The organism is Burkholderia sp. PvR073, from assembly GCF_054055695.1.
This window is the reverse complement of the sequence record NZ_JBSRXO010000021.1, coordinates 18,738-39,603: the sequence shown is the minus strand read 5'-3', so window position 1 is coordinate 39,603 and position 20,866 is coordinate 18,738. Positions and strand designations below refer to the sequence as shown.

The 20,866-nt window shown below is 65.0% G+C and carries 19 protein-coding genes; 14 read left to right on the top strand and 5 right to left on the bottom strand.

The window, feature by feature from the left end; all coding sequences use genetic code 11:
* Positions 1–181: 181 nt before the first annotated feature.
* From ACVK00_RS33360 to ACVK00_RS33325, 8 genes are all read left to right on the top strand, one after another.
* Positions 182–796 (top strand): TetR/AcrR family transcriptional regulator, encoded by a 615-nt coding sequence (locus tag ACVK00_RS33360; RefSeq protein WP_284901537.1) that lies wholly within the window; start codon positions 182–184, stop codon positions 794–796.
* Between the two features lie 207 nt (positions 797–1,003).
* Positions 1,004–1,891: an HpcH/HpaI aldolase/citrate lyase family protein gene (locus tag ACVK00_RS33355; protein ID WP_284901539.1), complete on the top strand. Its 888-nt coding sequence runs from the start codon at positions 1,004–1,006 to the stop codon at positions 1,889–1,891.
* 29 nt (positions 1,892–1,920) lie between these two features.
* Complete coding sequence (locus tag ACVK00_RS33350) at positions 1,921–2,382, top strand: MaoC family dehydratase (protein WP_284901542.1); 462 nt, start codon at positions 1,921–1,923, stop codon at positions 2,380–2,382.
* 25 nt (positions 2,383–2,407) lie between these two features.
* Positions 2,408–3,574 (top strand): acyl-CoA dehydrogenase family protein, encoded by a 1,167-nt coding sequence (locus ACVK00_RS33345; protein ID WP_284901544.1) that lies wholly within the window; start codon positions 2,408–2,410, stop codon positions 3,572–3,574.
* 106 nt (positions 3,575–3,680) lie between these two features.
* Positions 3,681–4,919 carry a CaiB/BaiF CoA transferase family protein gene (locus tag ACVK00_RS33340; RefSeq protein ID WP_284901546.1) on the top strand — a complete coding sequence of 413 codons (1,239 nt, stop codon included), beginning with the start codon at positions 3,681–3,683 and terminating at the stop codon, positions 4,917–4,919.
* Between the two features lie 2 nt (positions 4,920–4,921).
* Positions 4,922–6,088 (top strand): CaiB/BaiF CoA transferase family protein, encoded by a 1,167-nt coding sequence (locus ACVK00_RS33335; protein ID WP_284901547.1) that lies wholly within the window; start codon positions 4,922–4,924, stop codon positions 6,086–6,088.
* 12 nt (positions 6,089–6,100) lie between these two features.
* Positions 6,101–6,787, top strand: a complete 687-nt coding sequence (locus ACVK00_RS33330) for a nitroreductase family protein (RefSeq protein ID WP_284901549.1) — start codon at positions 6,101–6,103, stop codon at positions 6,785–6,787.
* Between the two features lie 47 nt (positions 6,788–6,834).
* Positions 6,835–8,331: a class I adenylate-forming enzyme family protein gene (locus tag ACVK00_RS33325; RefSeq protein WP_284901551.1), complete on the top strand. Its 1,497-nt coding sequence runs from the start codon at positions 6,835–6,837 to the stop codon at positions 8,329–8,331.
* Positions 8,332–8,345: 14 nt separating this feature from the next.
* On the opposite strand, the gene ACVK00_RS33320 is transcribed toward ACVK00_RS33325, so the two are convergent.
* Positions 8,346–9,275: a LysR family transcriptional regulator gene (locus ACVK00_RS33320; RefSeq protein WP_284901553.1), complete on the bottom strand. Its 930-nt coding sequence runs from the start codon at positions 9,273–9,275 to the stop codon at positions 8,346–8,348.
* Positions 9,276–9,387: 112 nt separating this feature from the next.
* Between ACVK00_RS33320 and ACVK00_RS33315 the strand changes: the two genes are divergently transcribed.
* The 6 genes from ACVK00_RS33315 (at position 9,388) to ACVK00_RS33290 (ending at position 15,265) form a co-directional block, all read left to right on the top strand.
* A complete protein-coding gene (locus ACVK00_RS33315; RefSeq protein WP_284901555.1) occupies positions 9,388–10,560 on the top strand; it encodes an acyl-CoA dehydrogenase family protein in 1,173 nt (390 codons plus the stop codon).
* Positions 10,561–10,580: 20 nt separating this feature from the next.
* The gene (locus tag ACVK00_RS33310; RefSeq protein ID WP_354123332.1) at positions 10,581–11,330 is read left to right on the top strand and encodes an electron transfer flavoprotein subunit beta/FixA family protein; all 750 of its coding nucleotides are present in this window, start codon (positions 10,581–10,583) and stop codon (positions 11,328–11,330) included.
* A gap of 16 nt (positions 11,331–11,346) precedes the next feature.
* On the top strand, positions 11,347–12,279 hold the full coding sequence (locus tag ACVK00_RS33305) for an electron transfer flavoprotein subunit alpha/FixB family protein (protein WP_354123333.1): 933 nt from the start codon (positions 11,347–11,349) through the stop codon (positions 12,277–12,279).
* Positions 12,280–12,351: 72 nt separating this feature from the next.
* Positions 12,352–13,209, top strand: coding sequence for an FAS1-like dehydratase domain-containing protein (locus ACVK00_RS33300; RefSeq protein ID WP_284901843.1), 858 nt, complete (start codon positions 12,352–12,354; stop codon positions 13,207–13,209).
* Between the two features lie 10 nt (positions 13,210–13,219).
* Positions 13,220–14,410, top strand: coding sequence for a CaiB/BaiF CoA transferase family protein (locus ACVK00_RS33295; protein ID WP_284901845.1), 1,191 nt, complete (start codon positions 13,220–13,222; stop codon positions 14,408–14,410).
* Positions 14,411–14,413: 3 nt separating this feature from the next.
* Positions 14,414–15,265, top strand: a complete 852-nt coding sequence (locus ACVK00_RS33290; RefSeq protein ID WP_284901847.1) for an HpcH/HpaI aldolase/citrate lyase family protein — start codon at positions 14,414–14,416, stop codon at positions 15,263–15,265.
* A 211-nt stretch (positions 15,266–15,476) separates the two neighbouring features.
* Here the strand turns inward: ACVK00_RS33290 and ACVK00_RS33285 are convergent, their stop codons facing one another.
* From ACVK00_RS33285 to ACVK00_RS33270, 4 genes are all read right to left on the bottom strand, one after another.
* Complete coding sequence (locus ACVK00_RS33285; protein WP_354123334.1) at positions 15,477–16,901, bottom strand: MmgE/PrpD family protein; 1,425 nt, start codon at positions 16,899–16,901, stop codon at positions 15,477–15,479.
* A gap of 58 nt (positions 16,902–16,959) precedes the next feature.
* The gene (locus ACVK00_RS33280; RefSeq protein ID WP_284901851.1) at positions 16,960–18,249 is read right to left on the bottom strand and encodes an MFS transporter; all 1,290 of its coding nucleotides are present in this window, start codon (positions 18,247–18,249) and stop codon (positions 16,960–16,962) included.
* A 75-nt stretch (positions 18,250–18,324) separates the two neighbouring features.
* Complete coding sequence (locus tag ACVK00_RS33275) at positions 18,325–19,680, bottom strand: MmgE/PrpD family protein (protein WP_284901853.1); 1,356 nt, start codon at positions 19,678–19,680, stop codon at positions 18,325–18,327.
* Between the two features lie 80 nt (positions 19,681–19,760).
* The gene (locus ACVK00_RS33270; protein WP_284901855.1) at positions 19,761–20,858 is read right to left on the bottom strand and encodes a zinc-dependent alcohol dehydrogenase family protein; all 1,098 of its coding nucleotides are present in this window, start codon (positions 20,856–20,858) and stop codon (positions 19,761–19,763) included.
* Positions 20,859–20,866: the final 8 nt, after the last annotated feature.

Genomic DNA, 20,866 nt, shown 5'->3' with positions numbered 1-20,866 from the left:
GAAAGCAACCTGCCCGCCGTTGTGCGCACCCCACTTCCCCTGCGGTCGCAGACGGCTTGACACCCCATCGACCGTCAAGCCGCACCGACGCCCGGATACCGCTTTCCGTCAAACGCTCTGGACGCAAACCTAACGGCTGTTAGTATAACGGCATTCCCCATCTGCCCGAGCACAACAGAGAATGGCAAAGCGACAGAAGTCGACCTCCGCCGGACCGTGCGAAACCCGCGAGACGCTCATCCGGTCCGCTGCCCGCACGTTCGGTACACAAGGCTATTCGGCCACCACCATGCGCAGCATTGCCGATCAGGCGGGCATCGAGGCCGCGAGCATCTACTACCATTTCTCATCCAAGGAGGAACTGGTCGAGGCGGTGATGGAACAAGGTGTCGAACGCATCGTCCATCACCTGAACGCGCGTGTCGATGCGCTCGGCCCGGGAGCGACGGCCGAACAACGGTTCAGGGCCGCGGTCCTCGGGCAGATGCAGGGCCTCGTCAACCATGGTGATTTCGCCGTCGCGCACAGCCGGCTGTTGGGCCAGTTGCCGGACCTGATCCGCGAACGGCAGGTCGTGCGGCGCGAGCGTCACCAGACGCTCTGGAATGAGTTGCTGGAAGACCTGCGCGCCGAGGGCCGGTTGCGCGAAGACGTGGACATTCCTCTTGCTCGAATCCACATCCTCGGCAGCATCAATTCCGTCCAGTCCTGGTTCAATCCTCAAAAGGGCTCGCTGGAGCGGGTTGCCGATCAACTCTGCAACATGTTCTTCTCCGGCGTGGGCCCACTGCGGTAAAGCCCTTTCCCACCTTCATCACGCACGTTGCGGCCGGCGTGCATCGGCCTCCAGCCTGCGGCGCGCTTTGTCCATTCTGCCGAATCCGCACTGCCTCGGTATAAACCCCAATGACGGTCTCGCGATTTGAGCGCCAAACTAACTACCAGTTGTTAGGTGAATGCCTAACGATGAATCTGGCGCCCCCATCAACAGGCCGAGACAATCATGACGACGCAGATGAAACCCATACGCTCCTTTCTCTTTGTTCCAGGCAACAAGCCGACCTGGATCGAGAAGTCCATCCAATCGAAGGCCGATGCGCTGATCCTGGATCTCGAGGACAGCGTGCCGCCGGCGCAGAAGGTCGAAGCGCGCGAAATCGTCAGATCCAAGCTGGCGTGGCTGGCCGAGCAGAAGCAGCGCATTTGGGTGCGTATCAACCGCAGCGCGCACCTGTACGACTTCGATGACATCCTGGCGATCGTGAACCCGGTGGTCGAAGGCATCGTGATTTCGAAGCCCTGTGGCCCGGAAGACATCCACACGGTGTCGTCGATGCTGGCCGAGGCCGAGTACCGTGCGGGCGTCCCGGTCGGCCATACCAAGGTGATCCCGCTGCTAGAGACTGCCCGCTCGCTCGAACTGGCCTACGACATCGCGCAGCACGAGCGCGTGCCGGCGATCGTCGGCGCCACGGCGAAGAACGCCGACGTCGCACGCGCACTGAAGACCGTCTGGTCGCTCGAAGGCCGCGAAACCCAGTACCTGAAATCGCGCATCGTGATGGCCGCGCGCGCCGCCGGCAAGCTGCCGATCGGCGGCGTCTGGCAGCAGGTACACGATCTGGAGGGACTGAAGGTTTCGTCCGCGAACGACCGCCAACTCGGCATGAGCGGCGAACTGGTGCTGCATCCGTCGAACGTCGAGATCGTCAACCGGACCTACAGCCCGACCGAAGAGGAAGTGGCCTTCTATCAAGGCATGATCGACGCGCTGGACAAGGCTCAGGCCGAAGGGCGCGCATCGTGCATTTATGACGGCGAGCACATCGACATCGCCCACGCGAAGACGGCGCGCGAAATCATCGAACTCGCTCAGTCGTTCGATCGCTGATCGTTCATCCAGCCCCCAGGAGACAGAAAATGGCAGGCCTTTACTTCGAAGAATTCAAGCCCGGCATGGTGATCGAGCATGCGATCCGCCGTACCGTGACCGAAACCGACAACATCCTGTTCTCGGCGATGACATACAACTGCGCGCCGCTGCACATCGACGCCGAGTACAGCAAGAACACGATGTACGGCCAGCGCCTCGTGAACAGCATGTTCCTGCTCGCGCTGGTGGCCGGCATCACCGTGTACGAAACCACGCTCGGTACGACGCTCGGCAACCTGGGTTTCGGCGAAATCGCATTCCCGAAGCCTACTTTCCACGGCGACACGATCCGCGTCGAAACCGAAATCGTCGACACGCGTCTGTCGAAGAGTCGCAACGACTCAGGCATCGTCACGTTCAAGCACGTGGCGAAGAACCAGCGCGACGAGATCGTGTGCACGGCCGTGCGCACGGGCCTGATGATGCTGCGCCCCGCCGGCAACGCGTGATTTCGACTCTGCAGGAGACCCGATCATGAACTACCAACTCAGTGCCGATCAGCAAGCGATCGTCGACGCCGCGCAAAAAATCTGTGCCGACTTTCCGCTCGAGTACTGGCGCAACAAGGACAAGAACCATGAGTTTCCTCATGAGTTCTTCGACGCCGTCGCGAGCGGCGGCTGGCTCGGCATCTGCATGCCGGAGGACGTGGGCGGCGCGAACCTGGGCGTGACGGAAGCCGCGCTGTTCATGCGCGCGGTCGCCGAATGCGGCGGCCAGGCTGCGGCGTCGACCATTCACATGAATATCTTCGGCTTGCAGCCGGTCGTGCATTTCGGTACGGAAGCGCAGAAGAAGGCATGGCTGCCGCCGTTCTCCCGCGGCGAGCACAAGGCGTGCTTCGCGGTTACCGAGCCGGACACCGGCCTCGACACCACGAAGCTCAAGGTCGTCGCGAAGAAGCAGCCCGACGGCAATTACCTGATCTCGGGCAAGAAGGTCTTCATCTCGACCGCGCAAGTGGCCGACCACATGCTGATCCTCGCGCGCACCACGCCGATCGATCAGGTGAAGAAGCACAGCGAAGGGCTGAGCCTGTTCTACACCAAGCTCGACCGCAAGTATGTCGACATCCGCGAGATCGACAAGCTCGGCCGCGCTGCGGTCGACACCAACGAAATCTTCATCGACGACCTGCCGGTGTCGAAGGACGAGCTGATCGGCGAGGAAGGCAAGGGGCTGAGCTACATTTTCCACGGCATGAACGCCGAGCGCGTGCTGGTTGCCGTCGAGCAGGTCGGCATCGGTCGTGCGGTGCTCAGTCTCGCGACGCAATACGCGAAGGACCGCGTGGTGTTCGGTCGGCCGATCGGCCAGAACCAGGGCGTCCAGCATCCGCTGGCCCGTAACTGGGCCGAGCTGGAAGCGGCGAACCATATGATTTTTGCGGCCGCTGACCTGTACGACCGCGGGCTGCCGTGCGGCTCCGAGGCGAACGCCGCGAAGCTGCTGGCATCCGAGGCGTGCATGAACGCGTGCCAGACCGCGATCCTCACGCACGGCGGTTTCGGCTACGCGAAGGAGTACCACGTCGAACGCTTCATGCGGGAGGCGTGGATCGGCTACATTGCCCCTGTCACCCCGCAACTCATTCTGTCGAATATCGCTGAACGCAAGCTCGGATTGCCGAAGTCCTACTGAGCCCGGCAATTCGCCGACGGTTCCCGCGCCGGGAGCCGCCGGACCGCGACCGGTGCCAGCTCATGCGGGCGAGTCACCGGTCGCACACAAGATTCAGGAGACAAGCATGTCAGCTGCAAGACCCTTGGACGGTATTCGCGTCCTCGATTTGACCGTGGCTTTGGCCGGTCCTTACGGATCGCTGTTGCTGGGTGGCCTGGGCGCCGAAGTCATTCGTGTCGAGTCCCCCGGCGGCAGCGATATCGCGCGCAACAATCCCCCTTACGTCGGCAAGGACGGCGTCCACTTCGGCGTAAAGGGCGACGACGAGGTATCGCTGACCGTCCTCAACCGCGCACGCAACAAGAAGAGCATCACGCTCGACCTCAAGTCTGAACAGGGCAAGGCGCTGTTCATGGAACTGGTCAAGGAATCCGACGTCATCATCGAGAACGCCAGCGAAGGCGTCACGGCGCGCCTGGGCGTGGACTACGAGAGCGTGTGCAAGGTCAATCCGAAGATCGTCTATGCGTCGATCAAGGCATTCGGCGAACCGAGCCCCTACAAGAACCTGAAGGGCATGGACATCATCGTTCAGGCGCTGTCGGGCATCATGGACGTGACCGGTTTCGCCGACGGCCCGCCGACGCGCTCGGGCCTGCCGATCGCCGACCTGATCGCACCGCTGTACGCGGTCAACGGCATCCTCGCCGCATTGATTCACCGCGGCCGGACTGGCGTTGGCCAGTGCGTGCAGGTGTCGATGCTCGATTGCCTGTCGTCTCTGGTGGCCGAAGAGCATTTCGACGTGTTCCTCAAGCACGGTTACTCGAAGCGCTCGGGCAATTTCCAGGATCGCCTGGTGCCCTTCGGTGTCTACGGCACGCGCGACGGCTACGTAGCCATGGTGGCTTTTCAGCCCGACTGGTTCCAGAACCTGATGGAAGCCGTGGGCCGACCTGAGATCGCCGCCGATCCGCGCTACGCGACACGCGGCCCGCGCATGAAGCATGCGACCGAGATCAACGCGATCATCGAGGAATGGACGCGTCGGCACAGCACGGAAGAAGTCATCAGCGAATTGCAGGTCAAGCGCGGCATCCCCGCCGCCCCGGTTCGCTCGCCGCTCGACGTGCTCAAGGATCCGGTGCTGCAGGAACGCGGCGCCGTGGTGAGGCTCGAGCATCCCGGGCTCGCCGACGTCGATGCCATGGGCATGGGGCTGCCGATCAAGCTGTCCAGTACACCCGTGCAGTTCGACCAGCCCGCGCAGGAACTCGGTGCCGCCAACGACGAGATCTACCGGGGGCTGCTCAAGCTGCCCGAGGATCGCTTGCAACAACTGCGCGACGAGGGAGTGATCTGATCATGTCCGCTGCGCCATCCCGTTGCGGCCCGCTCGCGGGCATCAAAATCGTCGAGATCGCGGGCATCGGCCCCGGGCCGTTGGCCGCGATGTTCCTCGCCGACCTGGGCGCCACCGTCATCCGCGTGGATCGCAAGGAGCCGTCCGGACTCGGCGCGCCGCGCCCGGTGCAATTCGATCTCGGGCTGCGCAACCGCAAGTCGATACGCGTCGACCTGAAGGATCCGGCCGCCGTAGAAATGGTGCTCGAGCTGATCGCCGAAGCCGACGCGCTGATCGAAGGGTTTCGCCCCGGCGTAATGGAGCGCCTCGGCCTCGGGCCCGAACCGTGCCTCTCGCGCAACGCGCGCCTCGTCTATGGCCGCGTGACAGGCTGGGGGCAGGACGGCCCGCTGGCGCAGGTCGCCGGACACGATCTGAACTACATCTCCATCACTGGGGCGCTGCACGCAATGGGCCGCGCGGGGCAGGCGCCGACGCCGCCGCTCAACGTGCTCGGCGATTACGCGGGCGGCTCACTGTATCTGGCCTTCGGGCTGCTCGCGGGCATTCTCGAGGCGCGTGGTTCCGGCAAGGGCCAGGTGGTGGATGCCGCGATGGTGGACGGCGTGGCGTCGATCATGACGGTGACGATGGGCTTGCATGCCGCCGGCATGCTCGACAAGGCGCGCGGCACCAATCTGCTCGACACCGGCGCGCCGTTCTACGAGGTTTACGCGTGCGCCGATGGGAAATACGTCAGCGTCGGCCCCATTGAAGGAAAGTTCTACCGGCTGCTTCTCGAGAAACTCGAATTGCAAGACCATCCGATGCTGCAAGCACAGATGGACCGTGCGCACTGGCCCGACGCCAAGCAGATACTCGCCGCTAAATTCAAGGAACGCACGCGTGACGAATGGGCACAACTGCTCGGCCACCTCGACGTATGCGTGGCGCCTGTGCTCGACTTCGACGAAGCACCGGACCATCCGCATGTGAAAGCGCGCGGCACGTTCATCGACCTGAACGGCGTGACGCATCCGGCGCCCGGCCCGCGCTTTTCGCGCACGCCGGCGCCACGACCCGAGGCGCCCGCGACGCCGACAACCGACAACGCCATCGCCGCGCTGCAGGACTGGCTGCCCGACGTGCAGATCGAAGCCTATCGCGCGCGGGGCATCTTCATCTGAGACCTGACTGACATGACAACCTCTACTCCCGAACTCGCGGCGCTGGACCGCCTGACGAGCGGTCGCTCCACCTGCCGCGCCTACCGGCACGAGGCGCTGAGCATTGATCTGATCCGCAGCATCGTCGCGATGGCCGGTCGCTCTGCTTCGTGGTGCAATGTGCAGCCGTGGCAACTGGTCATTACCGAAACCCCGGAGAGCACCGAGCGCTTTCGCGAGGCACTGATGCAGCGGGCCAAGGACCATCCCGAGAATGAATCGGACCTGCCCTTTCCTCCGAGCTATCAGGGTATTTACGGCGAGCGCCGACGCGGCGCCGGCATTGCGCTGTATTCGTCGCTGGGGATCGGTCCGAAGGATGCCGAGCGCAGCGCCCAGCAAGCGTTCCGCAACTTCCGCATGTTCGATGCGCCGCACGTGGCGATCGTCACAGTGCCCGTGGAACTGGGCCCCTATGCGCTCGTGGATGCGGGCGGCTTCGTGTCCTCCTTCCTGCTCGCGGCCTATGCGCACGGCGTGGCCACCACGCCGCAAGGTGCGTTGGCCCGTCATGCGCAATTCGTTCGCGCGTATTTCGACATTCCGGATACGCAGCACATGATCTGCGCCATCTCGTTCGGCTACGCGCAAGACGAGCATCCGGTCAACCGCTTCCGTACCACGCGCGCCGGCGTGGACGACCTGGCGCGCTTCGCCTGAACACAGTATGCGGTGCACGACGGAGAACGACGCAAGGAGAATCGAGCATGGCCACACGCATTCACGAATTGCTGGATCGCTGGCTGTCCGACGCACCTGAGCGGCCGTTCATCCATCTCGCCGACCGCACGCTGAGTTATGCGGACGTCGGCGCGCTGGCGGATGCGCTCGCGCATGAACTGCGGGCCGACGGCGTGCGTCCCGGCGACCGCGTGCTGGTGGTGGCCGAGAACTGCCCCGAGCATGCGGCACTGCTGATCGCGTGCAGCCGCGTCGGCGCATGGTCGTGCGGCGTCAATGCGCGCATGGCACCGGGTGAGATCGACGCGTTCGCCGGCAAGGCCGACGCGCGCGTGCTGTATTTCACTTCTGACGTGTCGCCGACTGCCGCCCGCCATGCCGCGAGGCACGGCGCACGCCCGTCGTGTGTGAGCGGCCTGGTGCGCAGCGCTGTGAATGTCGCGGCACGGGTCGAGCCGGAGCCGCTGGCAAGCGACGTGGCTGCCATCATTTTCACGTCCGGCACTACGGGAATGCCCAAGGGCGTGATGATGACCCACCGTGGCGTGCTGCATTTCGCCCGTGTGTCCGCGCAATCGCGCGCACTGGGTCCCGACGACAAGGTCTACGCGTATGCGCCGATGACGCACATCTTCGGGCTGGGCACAGTACTGCTCGCATCGCTGCATGCGGGCGCCGGGCTCGAGATGCGCTCGCGGTTCGAGCCGGCCGAGCTGTTCGACGCGCTGGCGCACCGACGCGTGAGCCAGGTGCAGGGGCCGTCCATGCTGTTTTCCCGGCTGCTTCAGCATGGCGCGGAGCAACGCATCGCGCACCCCGACGCACCACACCTGCGCTATCTCTACGCCGGCGCCGGGCCGCTCGACGCCGTACTCAAGCAAAAGGTCGAGGCGATGTTCGGCCAGACCCTGCATCACGGCTACGGGCTGTCGGAATACGCGGGCTCGCTGCACGCCACGCGCCTGAGCGAAGCGCGCCGCGATACCAGCGCGGGCTACGCATTCCCCGGCGCCGAACTGCGCGTCGTCGATCCGGCCAGCGGCCGGACGCTGCCTGCCGGCGAGCGCGGCGAAATCTGGCTGCGCGGCGTGGGCCTGATGCCCGGCTATTTCCGTGACCCGGAGGCCACCGCCAGCGTGATGCGCGACGGCGGCTGGTACGCGTCCGGCGATCTGGGCGAGCTCCATGGCGACGGCGCACTATTCATCGTGGGGCGGCTCAAGGACATGATCATCCGCTCCGGATTCAACGTCTATCCGGGCGAGGTCGAACAGGTGCTCAATCGCTTCCCCGGCATCCTGAACTCGGCCGTCGTCGGCCAGAAAGAGGCGGACGGCAACGAAACCGTCGTCGCGTTCGTCGAGCTCGACGGCACCCTGCCGCTCGACAAAGCTGCGTTGAGCCGGTATTTGCGCGAACGGCTCGCGCCTTACAAGTACCCTGCGCGCATCATTCCCATCGACGCGCTACCGTTCAACGGCAACGGCAAGCTCATGCGGCGGCAATTGCTGGAGCTGCTGTAGCGCGTACCCACCCGCTAGCCCAGCCAGCGCGCATCGGGCCAGTCGCCCTGCTCGAACGTGGTCTTCACGCAATCGAGCAGCACGCCGACCACGCAGCGAACCGGCGCCGTCGCTTGCCGGCTGCTGGGCGCCGCCAGCACGATCGTGCGCCTGAGCCCAGGGGAAGCCAGCGGCGCAGCGCTCAGGGTGCCCTGCTCGACCTCCCGAGTCACGCCGACGGCAGGCAGGATCGTCCAGCCGTGGCCCTGCGCGACCAGTTCCTTCTGGACGCTCAGCGCATTGGTTTCGGCGAACACCTGCAACGTTACGCCCGCCTCGGCTGCCGCGTGCTCGATCGCGGCGCGCAGGCCCTGTGGTGCGGAAGGCAGGATGAACGGCTCGCGCGCGACCCGCTCGAGCGTCAACGGCCGCTTGCGCGACAGCCCGGCCGACGGTGCCGCGACGGCCCACAGACTCTCTTCGATCAATGCCTTGACGTGCAGCGCGGGCGTCTCCTTCTGCCCGTACAGCAGCGCCGCGTCGACATCCCCGGCTTCGAGCCAGTCCTGCAGGTGGCCCGCGTAGCCGATCGTGAGCCGCAGCCGGATATGCGGGTAGCGCCGCGCCACTTCCCCCGCCAGTAGCGTGGCCAGCAGATCCGACGTGCTGGCCAGCAGCCCAATGCTCACGATGCCCGCCACCGGCCCCTCGGTCGGCTGGATCTCTGCCTTGGCTCGCGCCACCTCGTTGAGGATGCGGCGTGCGTATTCGAGCATCGTCTTGCCCGACGGGGTGAGCTGCATGCCATGACGGCTGCGGTCGAACAGCTCCGTGCCCATGTCCTCCTCGAGCAGGCGCAGCTGGCGCGACACCGCGGGCTGCACCAGATTCAACAGGCTCGACGCACGGGTGACGTTGCCCGTTTCAGCCACGGTGACGAACGCGCGCAGTTGCTTCAGATCCATCGCGGATACCTCGATGCCAAAAACTGATTCGACGATCAGAAAATTCTATTGTTTAAGAATTCCATCAAAACTTATTATGGACTCAACCCATGCCAATGACGAGACAAGATTCATGAGCGCCTCCATTTTTTCCGCCCCCGACCAGTACCAGGAAATCCGCGACGCGGTACGCGGCCTGTGCAGTCAGTTTCCGGCCGAATACCACCGCAAGATCGACGAGGCCCGCGGCTACCCCGAGGCCTTCGTCACGGCCCTCACGCAGGCCGGCTGGCTGGCCGCGCTGATTCCACAGGAATACGACGGCCCGGGCCTGTCGATGGCCGAGGCGTCGGTCATCATGGAAGAGATCAACCGCTCCGGCGGCAATTCGGGCGCGTGCCACGGCCAGATGTACGTGATGAACACGATCGTGTTCAGCGGCACCGAAGCGCAGAAACAGCGCTACCTGCCGCGCATCGCGGCGGGCGAACTGCGCGTGCAGTCGATGGGCGTGACCGAGCCCACCACTGGCAGCGACACCACCAAGCTCAAGACCACGGCCGTGAAGAAGGACGGCCGCTGGGTCATCAACGGCCAGAAGGTGTGGATCTCGCGCGTCCAGCACAGCGACCTGCTGATCCTGCTCGCGCGCACCACGCCGCTCGACCAGGTGCAGAAGAAGAGCGACGGGCTGTCGTGCTTCATCGTCGAGCTGGACAAGGCAATCGGCAACGGCCTCACGGTTCGCCCCATTCTCAACATGGTCAACCACGAGACCAACGAACTGTTCTTCGACAACCTGGAGCTGCCGGAAGACGCGCTGCTCGGCACCGAAGGCAAGGGGTTGAAGGTCATCTTCGACGGCCTGAACGCCGAGCGCACGCTGATCGCGGCCGAGTGCATCGGCGACGGCTACTGGTTCCTGGAGAAGGCGCGCGACTACGCGGTCGAGCGCAAGGTGTTCGGCCGCCCGATCGGGCAGAACCAGGGGATCCAGTTTCCGCTGGCCGAGTCGTTCATCGAGCTGGAAGCGGCGAACCTGATGCGCTGGCGTGCGTGCGAGAAGATTGACGCGCGCCAGAACGCCGGCGTCGAGGCCAACATGGCCAAGTATCTGGCCGCGAAAGCGAGTTGGGAAGCCGCCAACGCGTGCCTGCAAACGCACGGCGGCTTCGGCTTTGCGTGCGAATACGACGTGGAGCGCAAGTTCCGCGAAACGCGCCTGTACCAGGTCGCGCCGATTTCCACCAACATGATCCTGGGGCATGTGGCCGAGCACGTGCTGCAGCTCCCCCGTTCCTACTGATTCTAGAAGGACTCCTTTCCATGAAGATTCTCGTACCCGTCAAGCGCGTGGTGGACTACAACGTCAAGGTTCGCGTCAAGGGAGACGGCACCGGCGTCGACCTCGCGAACGTGAAGATGTCGATGAACCCTTTCGACGAAATCGCGGTTGAAGAAGCCGTACGCCTGAAGGAAGCCGGTGTGGCGACCGAAGTGATCGCCGTATCGGTCGGCGTGGCGCAAGCGCAGGAAACGCTGCGTACGGCGCTGGCGATCGGCGCGGATCGAGCAATCCTGGTCGAATCGAACGACAGCGTCGAGCCGCTGGCCGTCGCGAAGATCCTGAAGGCGCTGGTCGACAAGGAGCAGCCGCAACTGGTGATTCTCGGCAAGCAGGCAATCGACGACGATTCGAACCAGACGGGCCAGATGCTGGCCGCACTGGCCGGCCTGCCGCAAGCGACGTTCGCGTCGAAGGTGACGATCGCCGATGGCAAGGCAACCGTTGCACGTGAAGTCGATGGTGGCGCGGAAACGCTGTCGCTGACGCTGCCGGCGGTCGTGACCACCGACCTGCGCCTGAACGAGCCGCGCTACGTGACGCTGCCGAACATCATGAAGGCGAAGAAGAAGCCGCTGGAAACCGTGAAGCCGGAAGACCTCGGCGTGGATGTCGCGCCGCGTCTGAAGACGCTGAAGGTGGTCGAGCCGCCGAAGCGCGCAGCCGGCGTGAAGGTGCCGGATGTGAAGACGTTGGTCGAGAAGCTGAAGACCGAAGCCAAGGTGCTGTAAGAGGGAGCGCAAAGAAATGACGATTCTGGTGATTGCAGAACATGACAACGCGTCGATCAAGGCCGCGACGTTGAACACGGTGGCGGCGGCAGCGAAGATCGGCGGCGACATTCACGTGCTGGTCGCGGGCCACAATGCGCAAGGCGCAGCAGATGCGGCGGCGAAGCTTGCCGGCGTTTCGAAAGTGTTGCTGGCCGACGCACCGCAGCTCGAAGCGGGCCTCGCGGAAAACGTCGAAGCGACCGCGTTGAACATTGCGAAGGATTACTCGCACATCCTCGTGCCGGCTACCGCCTACGGCAAGAACGTCACGCCGCGCATCGCCGCGAAGCTGGACGTCGCGCAGATCTCCGAGATCACGGCGGTTGTGTCGGCAGACACGTTCGAGCGCCCGATCTACGCGGGCAACGCGATCGCGACGGTGCAGTCGGGCGACCCGATCAAGGTCATCACGGTGCGTGCGACGGGTTTCGATCCGGTGGCAGCGGAAGGCGGCAGCGCGTCGGTCGAGAAAATCACAGCGGCGGCCGATGCCGGCAAGTCGCAGTTCGTGAGCCGCGAAGTGACGAAGCTGGACCGTCCGGAGCTCACCAGTGCGAAGATCATCGTATCGGGTGGCCGCGGTCTGGGCAGCGGCGAGAACTACACGAAGGTGTTGGAGCCGCTGGCGGACAAGCTGTCGGCGGCACTGGGTGCCTCGCGCGCGGCAGTCGATGCGGGCTTCGTGCCGAACGACTACCAGGTCGGCCAGACCGGCAAGATCGTGGCACCGCAGCTGTACATCGCGGTCGGCATCTCGGGTGCGATCCAGCATCTGGCGGGCATGAAGGATTCGAAGGTGATCGTCGCGATCAACAAGGATCCGGAAGCACCGATTTTCAGCGTGGCCGACTACAGCCTCGAAGCCGACCTGTTCGCGGCGGTGCCTGAGCTGGTCAACGCACTCTGACGGCAATGGCGGGCGGCGCCTGACATGCAGGCGCCGCCTGTCCGACGCTTCAACCATCGCGCACGAAACACCATGAGTCTCGAACCCTCCGAATCCTTCGACGCGTGGGTCGGTCGCAGCGAAGACTGTGCGGACCAGATTACCCGGGCCCCCGTCCGTCTGCTGCAGGCGACACTGGACTACGCGAACGCATCCGAACTGCCTGCGACGCTGCCGCCGCTGTGGCACTGGCTGTACTTCCTGCCGGGCGAGCGACAGTCGAACATCGGCGTCGACGGTCACCCGCAGCGCGGCGGCTTCCTGCCGCCCGTCACGCTGCCGCGCCGCATGTGGGCCGGCGGACGGCTGCAATTCCTGCGCCCGCTGGCCGTCGATGCGTCCGTGCAACGCCGGTCCACGATCCGCAGCGTGCAAAGCAAGTCCGGCCGCAGCGGCGAACTGGTTTTCGTCACCGTGCAGCACGAAATCGGCGACGCCGACGGCGTGGCTATCCGCGAAGAGCAGGACATCGTGTATCGCAACGCGCCGCCCCCCGCCGCGGCCGGTGCACCAGCATCCCAGCCGGCACCGGCGCCGACCGACGAGCAGTATTCACGCGTCGTCACGCCCGATCCGGTGCTGCTGATGCGCTTTTCCGCCCTCACCTTCAACGGCCACCGGATTCATTACGACCGGCCCTACGCGATACAGGAAGAAGGCTATCCGGGCCTGGTCGTGCACGGCCCGCTGATCGCGATGCTGCTGATGGAGGAACTGCGCCGCATGCACCCCGCCAAAACCATTCGCAGCTTCGAGTTCAAGGCCGTCAGCCCGTTGTTTGACACCGCGCCGTTCACGGTGAACGGCAAGCTCGAAACCCATGCCGCTCGCCTGTGGGCACGCGGCCCGCAAGGACAGCTGGCCATGCAGGCCAGCGTCGAACTGGAATAACGATCCGATCATGCAAGCTCGAAAAGGCCCCCTGAGCGGGATGACCGTCGTCACGCTCGAACACGCGATCGCCGCACCCTTCTGCACACGCCAGCTCGCCGACCTGGGCGCTCGCGTCATCAAGGTCGAACGCCCTGGCGTGGGCGATTTCGCGCGCGCCTATGATCACCGGACGCGAGGTCTCGCGTCGCACTTCGTATGGACCAACCGGTCGAAGGAAAGTCTCACGCTGGACCTGAAGCAACCCGCCGCGCAGGAGGTGCTGGGTGAACTGGTGGCCCAGGCCGACGTGCTGGTGCAGAACCTCGCACCCGGTGCGGCCGCGCGCATGGGACTATCATTCGACGCGCTGCATGCGAAGCATCCGCGGCTGGTCGTCTGTGACATCTCGGGTTACGGCGCCGACGGGCCCTACCGTGACAAGAAAGCCTACGACCTGCTGATCCAGAGCGAGGCGGCGTTCCTGTCGATCACGGGCACGGCCGACGAGCCCAGCAAGGCCGGCAACTCGATTGCCGACATCGCGGCGGGCATGTATGCATACACGGGGATCCTCAGCGCGCTCCTGCAGCGCAGCCTCACGGGCGTGGGCTCGCACGTGGAAATTTCCATGCTCGAAGCGCTCGGCGAGTGGATGGGTTTTCCGATGTATTACGCGTACGACGACCAGCAGCCACCGGGTCGCAACGGCGCAGCGCACGCGACCATCTACCCGTACGGCCCGTTCACGGCGGGCGATGGCCGGGTGGTGATGCTCGGCCTGCAAAACGAGCGCGAATGGAAAGTGTTCTGCGACGTCGTACTGCTCAACCCGCAACTCGCGACCGACCCGCGTTTCGATGCCAACGTGCGCCGCGTGGAACACCGCGCGGAACTGAAGGTCGTGATCGAACAGGCGTTTTCCGACCTCACCGCGCAGGAGGTGATTGCGCGTCTGGACGACGCGCAGATCGCCAACGCCGCCGTCAATCAGGTGAGTGATCTCTGGACGCATCCTCAACTGCATGCACGCCAGCGTTTTCGCACCATCAACTCGCCGGCCGGCGAACTGCAGGCGCTGCTGCCGCCCGCCACGATCGACAGCTTCGACGTGCGCATGGATCCGGTGCCCGCGCTGGGCGAGCACAGCGCGGCAATCCTGCGCGAACTCGGGCGCACCGACGCCGATATCGAACAATTGCGCGCCGCCAACGTGATCTGAACCATGACCACCCCCCTCTTCCCTATGCAGCACGCGCGCAGTCTCCTGTTCGTGCCTGCCACTCGCCCCGAGCGTTTCGCCAAGGCGCTGGATTCGGCGGCCGACTGCATCGTCATCGACCTCGAGGACGCAGTCGGCCTGGACAGCAAGGACAGCGCACGCGCGCAACTCGCGCAGCACCTGCCGCTACTGACGATCGAGCAGCGCGCGCGTACCGCCGTGCGCGTGAACGCGGTCGGCACGCCGTGGCACGACGCGGACATCGCGCTGCTGCGCGACTGGACGAAGCACGGCGTGACCGTGATGCTGCCGAAGTCCGAAGACGCCGATGCGCTGCGTCGCGCTGCGGAACAGCTCGGCGCGGAAGCACGCCTCGTGGCGCTGATCGAATCGCTTGCAGGACTCGACAATGCCGACGCGCTGGCGCGCGACCCGCAGGTCGCGCGTATCGCGTTCGGTCACCTCGATTTCCAGCTCGACCTCGGCATGCGCGCGACACCCGACGAACCGGAACTGGCCTTTGCGCGCAATGCGTTGGTCGCGGCGTCGCGCCGCGCCCGGCTGCCCGCGCCGATCGACGGCGTGACCACGCGCACCGACGACGCCGAACGCCTCTCGGCCGATGCCCGGCGCGCACGCGCGTTCGGGTTCGGCGGCAAGCTGTGCATCCACCCGGCCCAGGTCGCCGGCGTGAACGAAGCCATGGGGTATTCGGAAGACGAGCAGGCCTGGGCCTGCCGCGTGCTCGACGAAGCCGCAAAACACGGCGGCGCCGCGTTCAGCCTGGACGGCCGCATGGTCGATCTGCCGGTGATCCGCGTGGCCGAGACGATCGTCGCCAGCACGCAAAAATGATCGCCGCGCGCAATTCCGGCGCGGCCGCGGCGAGAACCGCGACAGCGAGGATCCGACTCGGACCATCGCGTGGCTCGCCCCGAACGCGGCGGGCCGGCCATTCCGGCGGGTAGCTGCCCCCGGGAAAAAGACATGGGCGGCATCTGGTAACCAGATGCCGCCCATCGTTTTGAACCGGGGGACGCTCACGCGTCCCCGTCCAGGTTCCCGATCAGCGTTCCACGGCCCACATGCGGGTCAGCTCGGCGGCTTTCAGCGCCGGGTTCAACTCGCGCAGCGCGGCCAGCAGTTGCCGGGCCCGTTCGGCGCCCAGCACATCCGTGGTCAGATCCATGAACTTCGCGTCCTGCTCAGCCTCGGGCATCGGATTCGTGTCGGTGCCGATCGGGTCGCCGACGAACACATGCTCGGTACGGCCGTCCTTGAACGTCACGGTTGCGTCGGCGACGAACTTGCCGGGATACTGCTTTTCCAGCGCGGGCTCCTCGGTGATGCGGATGCTGCGCGCCATCTCGATGACGGGCGCCATGTCCACCTTGCCGGCCAGGTAGTCGCGATGAATCGGGTAACCGTTGCCTTTGCCCAGCAGCGTGAACGCTGCCTGGATCGGCAGGCTGAACTGCACGTGTTCGATATTCTTCGGCTCGTACGCGTTGGCATTGGCCGTGCCGACGACGACATTGAAGTGCGGCGTGATCTTCAGGTGGACGTCGGCGATTTCATCCCGGCGCGCCGCGAATGGCCGCAGCGCATCGATATAGGCATGCGTGCAGTAGCATGCACAGTAGGCCTTGAGCCACACCGTACCGATCTCGAAAGGTCGGTCGACGACGAAACGCCGTTCGGCCGCCTCGCCTGCCGGGCGTTGCAGCAACGTGCGGAAGAAGCCCTTGTTGCCGCTCAGGAACGCACGCGGGCCCGTGATGCCGGCTTGGGCCATGTCGGCCGCCGCCATGCCGTTGCGCGTGCCGATGCCGGCGTGAATGCGCTTGATCGAGCCACCGGTGGACGTGTATTCGGTGGTGCCCGAAACGTGGCTCAGCGCGATTGCCAGCGCGTGCAGCGTCGTCTCGGCGTCGAAGCCGCGCAGCTTGGTCGCCACGGCCGCCGCACCGAAATTGGACAACGTTCCGTGCGGGTGATAGCCGCGCTGAAGCAGATCGGGCGCCGCCAGCATGCCGATACGGGCATAGACCTCGTAGCCGGCCACGATCGCGACGATGATGTCCTCGAGCGACGAGCCCAGCTCCTCGCCGATCGCGAGCGCGGCCGGAATCACGCAACTGCCGGGGTGGCTGTAACTGGGACCATGCGCGTCATCGTATTCGAAGCCGTGGCCGTACGAGCCATTGACAAAGGCGGCATCTGCCGCGCTCATCGTCAGCGCCGACGCGCTCACGCGGCTGTTGCCCGGGCGCTGCTGGGCAATCGCATAGGCGAGCAGCTGCTCGGACCACGGCAGCTTCGAGATACCGACCTGCAACGCGATCTGATCGCGCATCAGCCGGTTGATACCGGCGTGCGCGCGCGCGTCGAGATGCTCGTATTTCAGTTCCTGGATGAAGCGCACCACAGCTTGCTCGAGCGGCGGGCAGTTGTCCGGCGCGACGGGCCGGGTCTCGCGGGTAACGGTCATAGCAGTCTCCTTGATAATCGAAAATGGATGGCCCGGCACGCTCCCGGGCCACATCGCTTCATGCATGGCGGTATGCGCGGTGTTGTCGCCCCACCGAAAGCGCGATGCCTGCGGCGATCAACACGACCACGGCCATCAGCATCAGGGCCGCCGCATAGCCGCCGGTTCTTGTCTTGGTCACGCCCAACAAGTACGGCCCGGCGAAGCCACCCAGGTTGCCGACAGCACCGATCCACGCGATGCTGGCCGCGGCGGCCGCACCGGACAGCAAATCCGTGTTGATCGCCCAAAATGCGGGCAGCGCGCCAAACACGCCGAACGCAACCAGGCAGAAAAACATGAGCTTGAGCACCGGCGCATCGATCAAGCCGGCCCCCACCAGCGACACCGCGGCGATGAGCGCCGGAATCGCGATGTTCCAGCGCCGTTCTCCTGCCCGGTCGGAACGCCGCGCCCAGAACACCAGGCTCGCCGAGCCAATCAGATAGGGAATTGCCGTGACGAAGCCGGTCTGCACATTGGTCAGACCGAACGATTTGACGATTTGCGGCAGGAAGAACCCCACGCCGTAGATCGTCAGGAAGAAGCCGAACGCCATGGCCGCCAGCATCCACACGCGCTTGTCGCTGAACACCCGAGCCACCGGGATGTCGTGATCGTCGCGACGCCGGCTGTCTTCGCTCGTCATGCGAGTGCTCAACCATGCGCGTTCGTCCGCGTGCAGCCAGTGCGCGTCATGCGGCGCCCCCTTCAGGTATCGCAACGTCACGAAGCCCAGAATGACGGCCGGTGCGGCCTCGATGAGGAACATCCACTGCCAGCCTTGCAGACCTCCCAGGCCGTCGAGCCCGTGCAGCCCCAGCAACATGCCGGAGATGGGCGAGCCGATCACCGACGACAGCGGCGCGGCCACCAGCAAATAGCCCATGACGCGAGCACGGTAGGCCGACGGAAACCACAATGTGAGGCAGTACGCGACACCGGGAAAGAAGCCTGCTTCGGCAAGGCCGAGCAGCAGGCGGACCGCATAGAAGCTCCACGGACCGACCACGAAGGCCGTGGCACCCGAGATCAGCCCCCAGGTAATCAGGATGCGAGCAATCCAGATGCGGGCGCCCACGCGCACCAGCAGCAGGTTGGACGGCACCTCGAATACGAAATAGAGCAGAAAGAACAGTCCAGATCCCAGCCCGTACTGGGCCGGCGTCAAGCCGATGGCATCGTTCATCTGGAGGCTGGCAAAGCCAACGTTGACGCGATCCAGGAACGAGATGAAGTAGCACAGGATGAAAAACGGAACCAGGCGTCTAAACACCTTGGCCATCGTGACCTGCTCGAGCGAATGCATGGGGTCTCCTGAATCTTTTTTTAGGCCGGAAGAATCGCAATCCCCCCGGCGTGAACTTCCCGCTTCACCCGGACCTCAGATTCCGGGAGGCGCAAGCGGATCGAGCAGCACGCTGGCCACGTCGTCCATTTCGTCGAGGTGCAGAACGTCGTGGATCATCCTGTCGATGGTCTGCGCGGACAGTTCGATAACGGAATACGGCACGCAGAGCCTGAATTTGGCGATGAAGTCCTCCTCCGTGAACGGGTTGCGAGGATGGCCCTTCACGTACACGCATTCCCTCTTGAGTTTGCGCCCGTCGCGCAGCCTGACGGCCATCCGCGCACCCCAATCGGACACGTCCGGGTTCTCCTCGGCTGTGATGCGCGTCATCAGTTCCCGCACCTCGGGGCGGGCGCGCGCCGCGTCGCTGTACGATTCGAGAAACACCTTGTCGTCGAACGCGGCGATCGCCACCACATAAGGCAGGCTGAACTGACACTCGGGCACCGTGACGGGATGCCACTTCTTGTCCTGTGGCTCGCACACCGCGCGCCAGCTCGGAGTGGACGTCTCGATGTGGATGCTGGCGATATCGGCCGCGCCGAATCCGTTCTCTTTCATCAGCGCGCGGATCGCATCGATGGACGAATGCGAGAAATAGCAGGCGCTGTAGCCCTTGGTGATGATGTTCTCCATCTCCCAGTGCTCGCCCAGCTCGTGCAGGATGAAATCGGGATCGGTTTCCCAGCGTGCGGTACTCAGATAGCCCTTGGGCCCGAGCAGCACCTCGGCGCGCGGGCCGGTAATGCCGCGCTGGGCGAGCTGGCAGCACGTGATCGCGGCCTGGCTCACCAGGCCGTGATGCATGCGAACCATCAGCGTGGCCGGCGAATAGATACCCATCGTGTTGGGTTGCGTCATCGTGCGCGCGATTCCCTGCGCGTTTTCCAGTTGCTCCTGCGTAAGCCCCAGCAGCTTGCCCACGGCGGCCACCGCGCCGAAGATGTAGTGGCCGCCGCATTCGTGGTGCTTGATCGCGCGGTTGATCACCTTGTACGCGGTGCCGATCCGCACGAGCGTTTCCTGGCCCACCGCCATCGCGGCCAGGAACGCCTTGCCCGACACGTTGCCGCACAGGCCGGTGGCCGCCAGCAACGTCGGCACGACGTATTCGGTGACGTGGCCGGCCTCCTCGTGCAGATCGCCGCAGTCCATCGCGCGCGGCATCGGCCCCATGACCAGCGCCGCCTCGTGGGCGGGCACGCGACCGCCGTAGAAGGGCAGCGGCGTCTGCGGGTTGCCGCCGCGTTCCTTCACGAGCGACACGATCTCGGGAATGCCCTCCATTGCCGAGCCGCCGATGGTGACGCCCATTGCGTCGAGCAACGTTTGCTTGGCATGGCGCACCACGTCGGCCGGCAGATCCTCATACTGCGTCTGCAGCGCCATGCGGCACAGTGTGGCCATCGGATCCTCGATCCCCTGCCGGGCAAATCTCGCCATTCTTCAGTCTCCTTTCTTCCGCTGAATCAGAACAGGAACGCGCCCTTGCCCCCCGCCTGCCCATCGAACAGCCGGTAGGCCTCGTCGGCCTGCTCCAGCTTCCAGTAATCGGTGAACAGCTTGTCGACGTCCACGCCGTGATCCGCCACGAAGTGGATGCATTCCTTCATGCCGACTTCCGAAAAGGTGTAGGACCCGATGATGGTGCGCTGCTTGCCGATCACGTCCTTCATGCCGTCGACGTTGAGGTTGCCGCCCACGGCCACCAGTGCGATGCGGCCCCACGGGCGCGTGCTGCGCACGGCCTGCTGCTTCGGCACTTCGCCGCCCGCGCAGTCCATCGCGCAGGTCACGCCCAGGCCGCCGGTGAGCTTCTGGATTTCTTCGATGGGATCCTGCTTACTGCCGTCGATTACGTGAGTCGCGCCGAACTCCTTTGCGCGTGCGACGCGATCGGCCGCAATGTCGACGCCGATGACTTCCACGCCCATCGCCGCTGCCAACTGCACGGCGGACAGGCCGACCGGGCCTAGCCCGAACACTGCGAGCGTGTCGCGCGCGCTGATGTTCAGGCGCAGGAGCGCGCCCCAGGCCGTCCCCGTTCCGCAGGAAATAGCTGCGCCGGCGGCGTACGACACTTCGTCTGGCAGGTGGACCAGCGACGTCGCAGGCACCTTCATGTAGTGCGCGTGGCCGCCGTGCTTGATCACGCCGTGAATGTCCGCGCCGTGGCTGCACATCTGCGTCCAGCCGGTGCGGCAGTGGTCGCAATGCAGGCAGCCTTCGTAGTGGAACACCGCGACGCGATCGCCGACCTTGAACACGCGCGGATCGACGCCGGCGCCGACCGCGACGATCTGGCCGCAAGGCTCGTGGCCGCCGATGATGGGCGTGTCCTCCGACATGCCGCGCGACGCCAGATCCTTGAAGCCCAGCGACCGGATCACATCGGCCGGCTTGTTGCGATAGAAGTGCAGGTCGCTGCCGCACATGCCGGACGCCTTCATCTCGATCACGGCCTCGCCGGGGCCGGGTGTGGGGTCCTCGAAATCCAGAATCTCCAGCGTCCTTTCGCCTCTGAACACTACGCCTTTCATGTTTGTGTCTCCTGACGGGTCGAGCAACGGCCGCT

Bases quoted from the DNA above. Each gene is read 5' to 3' on its own strand.
- ACVK00_RS33360 (WP_284901537.1), top strand. From the start codon at position 182: ATGGCAAAGCGACAGAAGTCGACCTCCGCCGGACCGTGCGAAACCCGC.
- ACVK00_RS33355 (WP_284901539.1), top strand. From the start codon at position 1,004: ATGACGACGCAGATGAAACCCATACGCTCCTTTCTCTTTGTTCCAGGC.
- ACVK00_RS33350 (WP_284901542.1), top strand. From the start codon at position 1,921: ATGGCAGGCCTTTACTTCGAAGAATTCAAGCCCGGCATGGTGATCGAG.
- ACVK00_RS33345 (WP_284901544.1), top strand. From the start codon at position 2,408: ATGAACTACCAACTCAGTGCCGATCAGCAAGCGATCGTCGACGCCGCG.
- ACVK00_RS33340 (WP_284901546.1), top strand. From the start codon at position 3,681: ATGTCAGCTGCAAGACCCTTGGACGGTATTCGCGTCCTCGATTTGACC.
- ACVK00_RS33335 (WP_284901547.1), top strand. From the start codon at position 4,922: ATGTCCGCTGCGCCATCCCGTTGCGGCCCGCTCGCGGGCATCAAAATC.
- ACVK00_RS33330 (WP_284901549.1), top strand. From the start codon at position 6,101: ATGACAACCTCTACTCCCGAACTCGCGGCGCTGGACCGCCTGACGAGC.
- ACVK00_RS33325 (WP_284901551.1), top strand. From the start codon at position 6,835: ATGGCCACACGCATTCACGAATTGCTGGATCGCTGGCTGTCCGACGCA.
- ACVK00_RS33320 (WP_284901553.1), bottom strand. From the start codon at position 9,275: ATGGATCTGAAGCAACTGCGCGCGTTCGTCACCGTGGCTGAAACGGGC.
- ACVK00_RS33315 (WP_284901555.1), top strand. From the start codon at position 9,388: ATGAGCGCCTCCATTTTTTCCGCCCCCGACCAGTACCAGGAAATCCGC.
- ACVK00_RS33310 (WP_354123332.1), top strand. From the start codon at position 10,581: ATGAAGATTCTCGTACCCGTCAAGCGCGTGGTGGACTACAACGTCAAG.
- ACVK00_RS33305 (WP_354123333.1), top strand. From the start codon at position 11,347: ATGACGATTCTGGTGATTGCAGAACATGACAACGCGTCGATCAAGGCC.
- ACVK00_RS33300 (WP_284901843.1), top strand. From the start codon at position 12,352: ATGAGTCTCGAACCCTCCGAATCCTTCGACGCGTGGGTCGGTCGCAGC.
- ACVK00_RS33295 (WP_284901845.1), top strand. From the start codon at position 13,220: ATGCAAGCTCGAAAAGGCCCCCTGAGCGGGATGACCGTCGTCACGCTC.
- ACVK00_RS33290 (WP_284901847.1), top strand. From the start codon at position 14,414: ATGACCACCCCCCTCTTCCCTATGCAGCACGCGCGCAGTCTCCTGTTC.
- ACVK00_RS33285 (WP_354123334.1), bottom strand. From the start codon at position 16,901: ATGACCGTTACCCGCGAGACCCGGCCCGTCGCGCCGGACAACTGCCCG.
- ACVK00_RS33280 (WP_284901851.1), bottom strand. From the start codon at position 18,249: ATGCATTCGCTCGAGCAGGTCACGATGGCCAAGGTGTTTAGACGCCTG.
- ACVK00_RS33275 (WP_284901853.1), bottom strand. From the start codon at position 19,680: ATGGCGCTGCAGACGCAGTATGAGGATCTGCCGGCCGACGTGGTGCGC.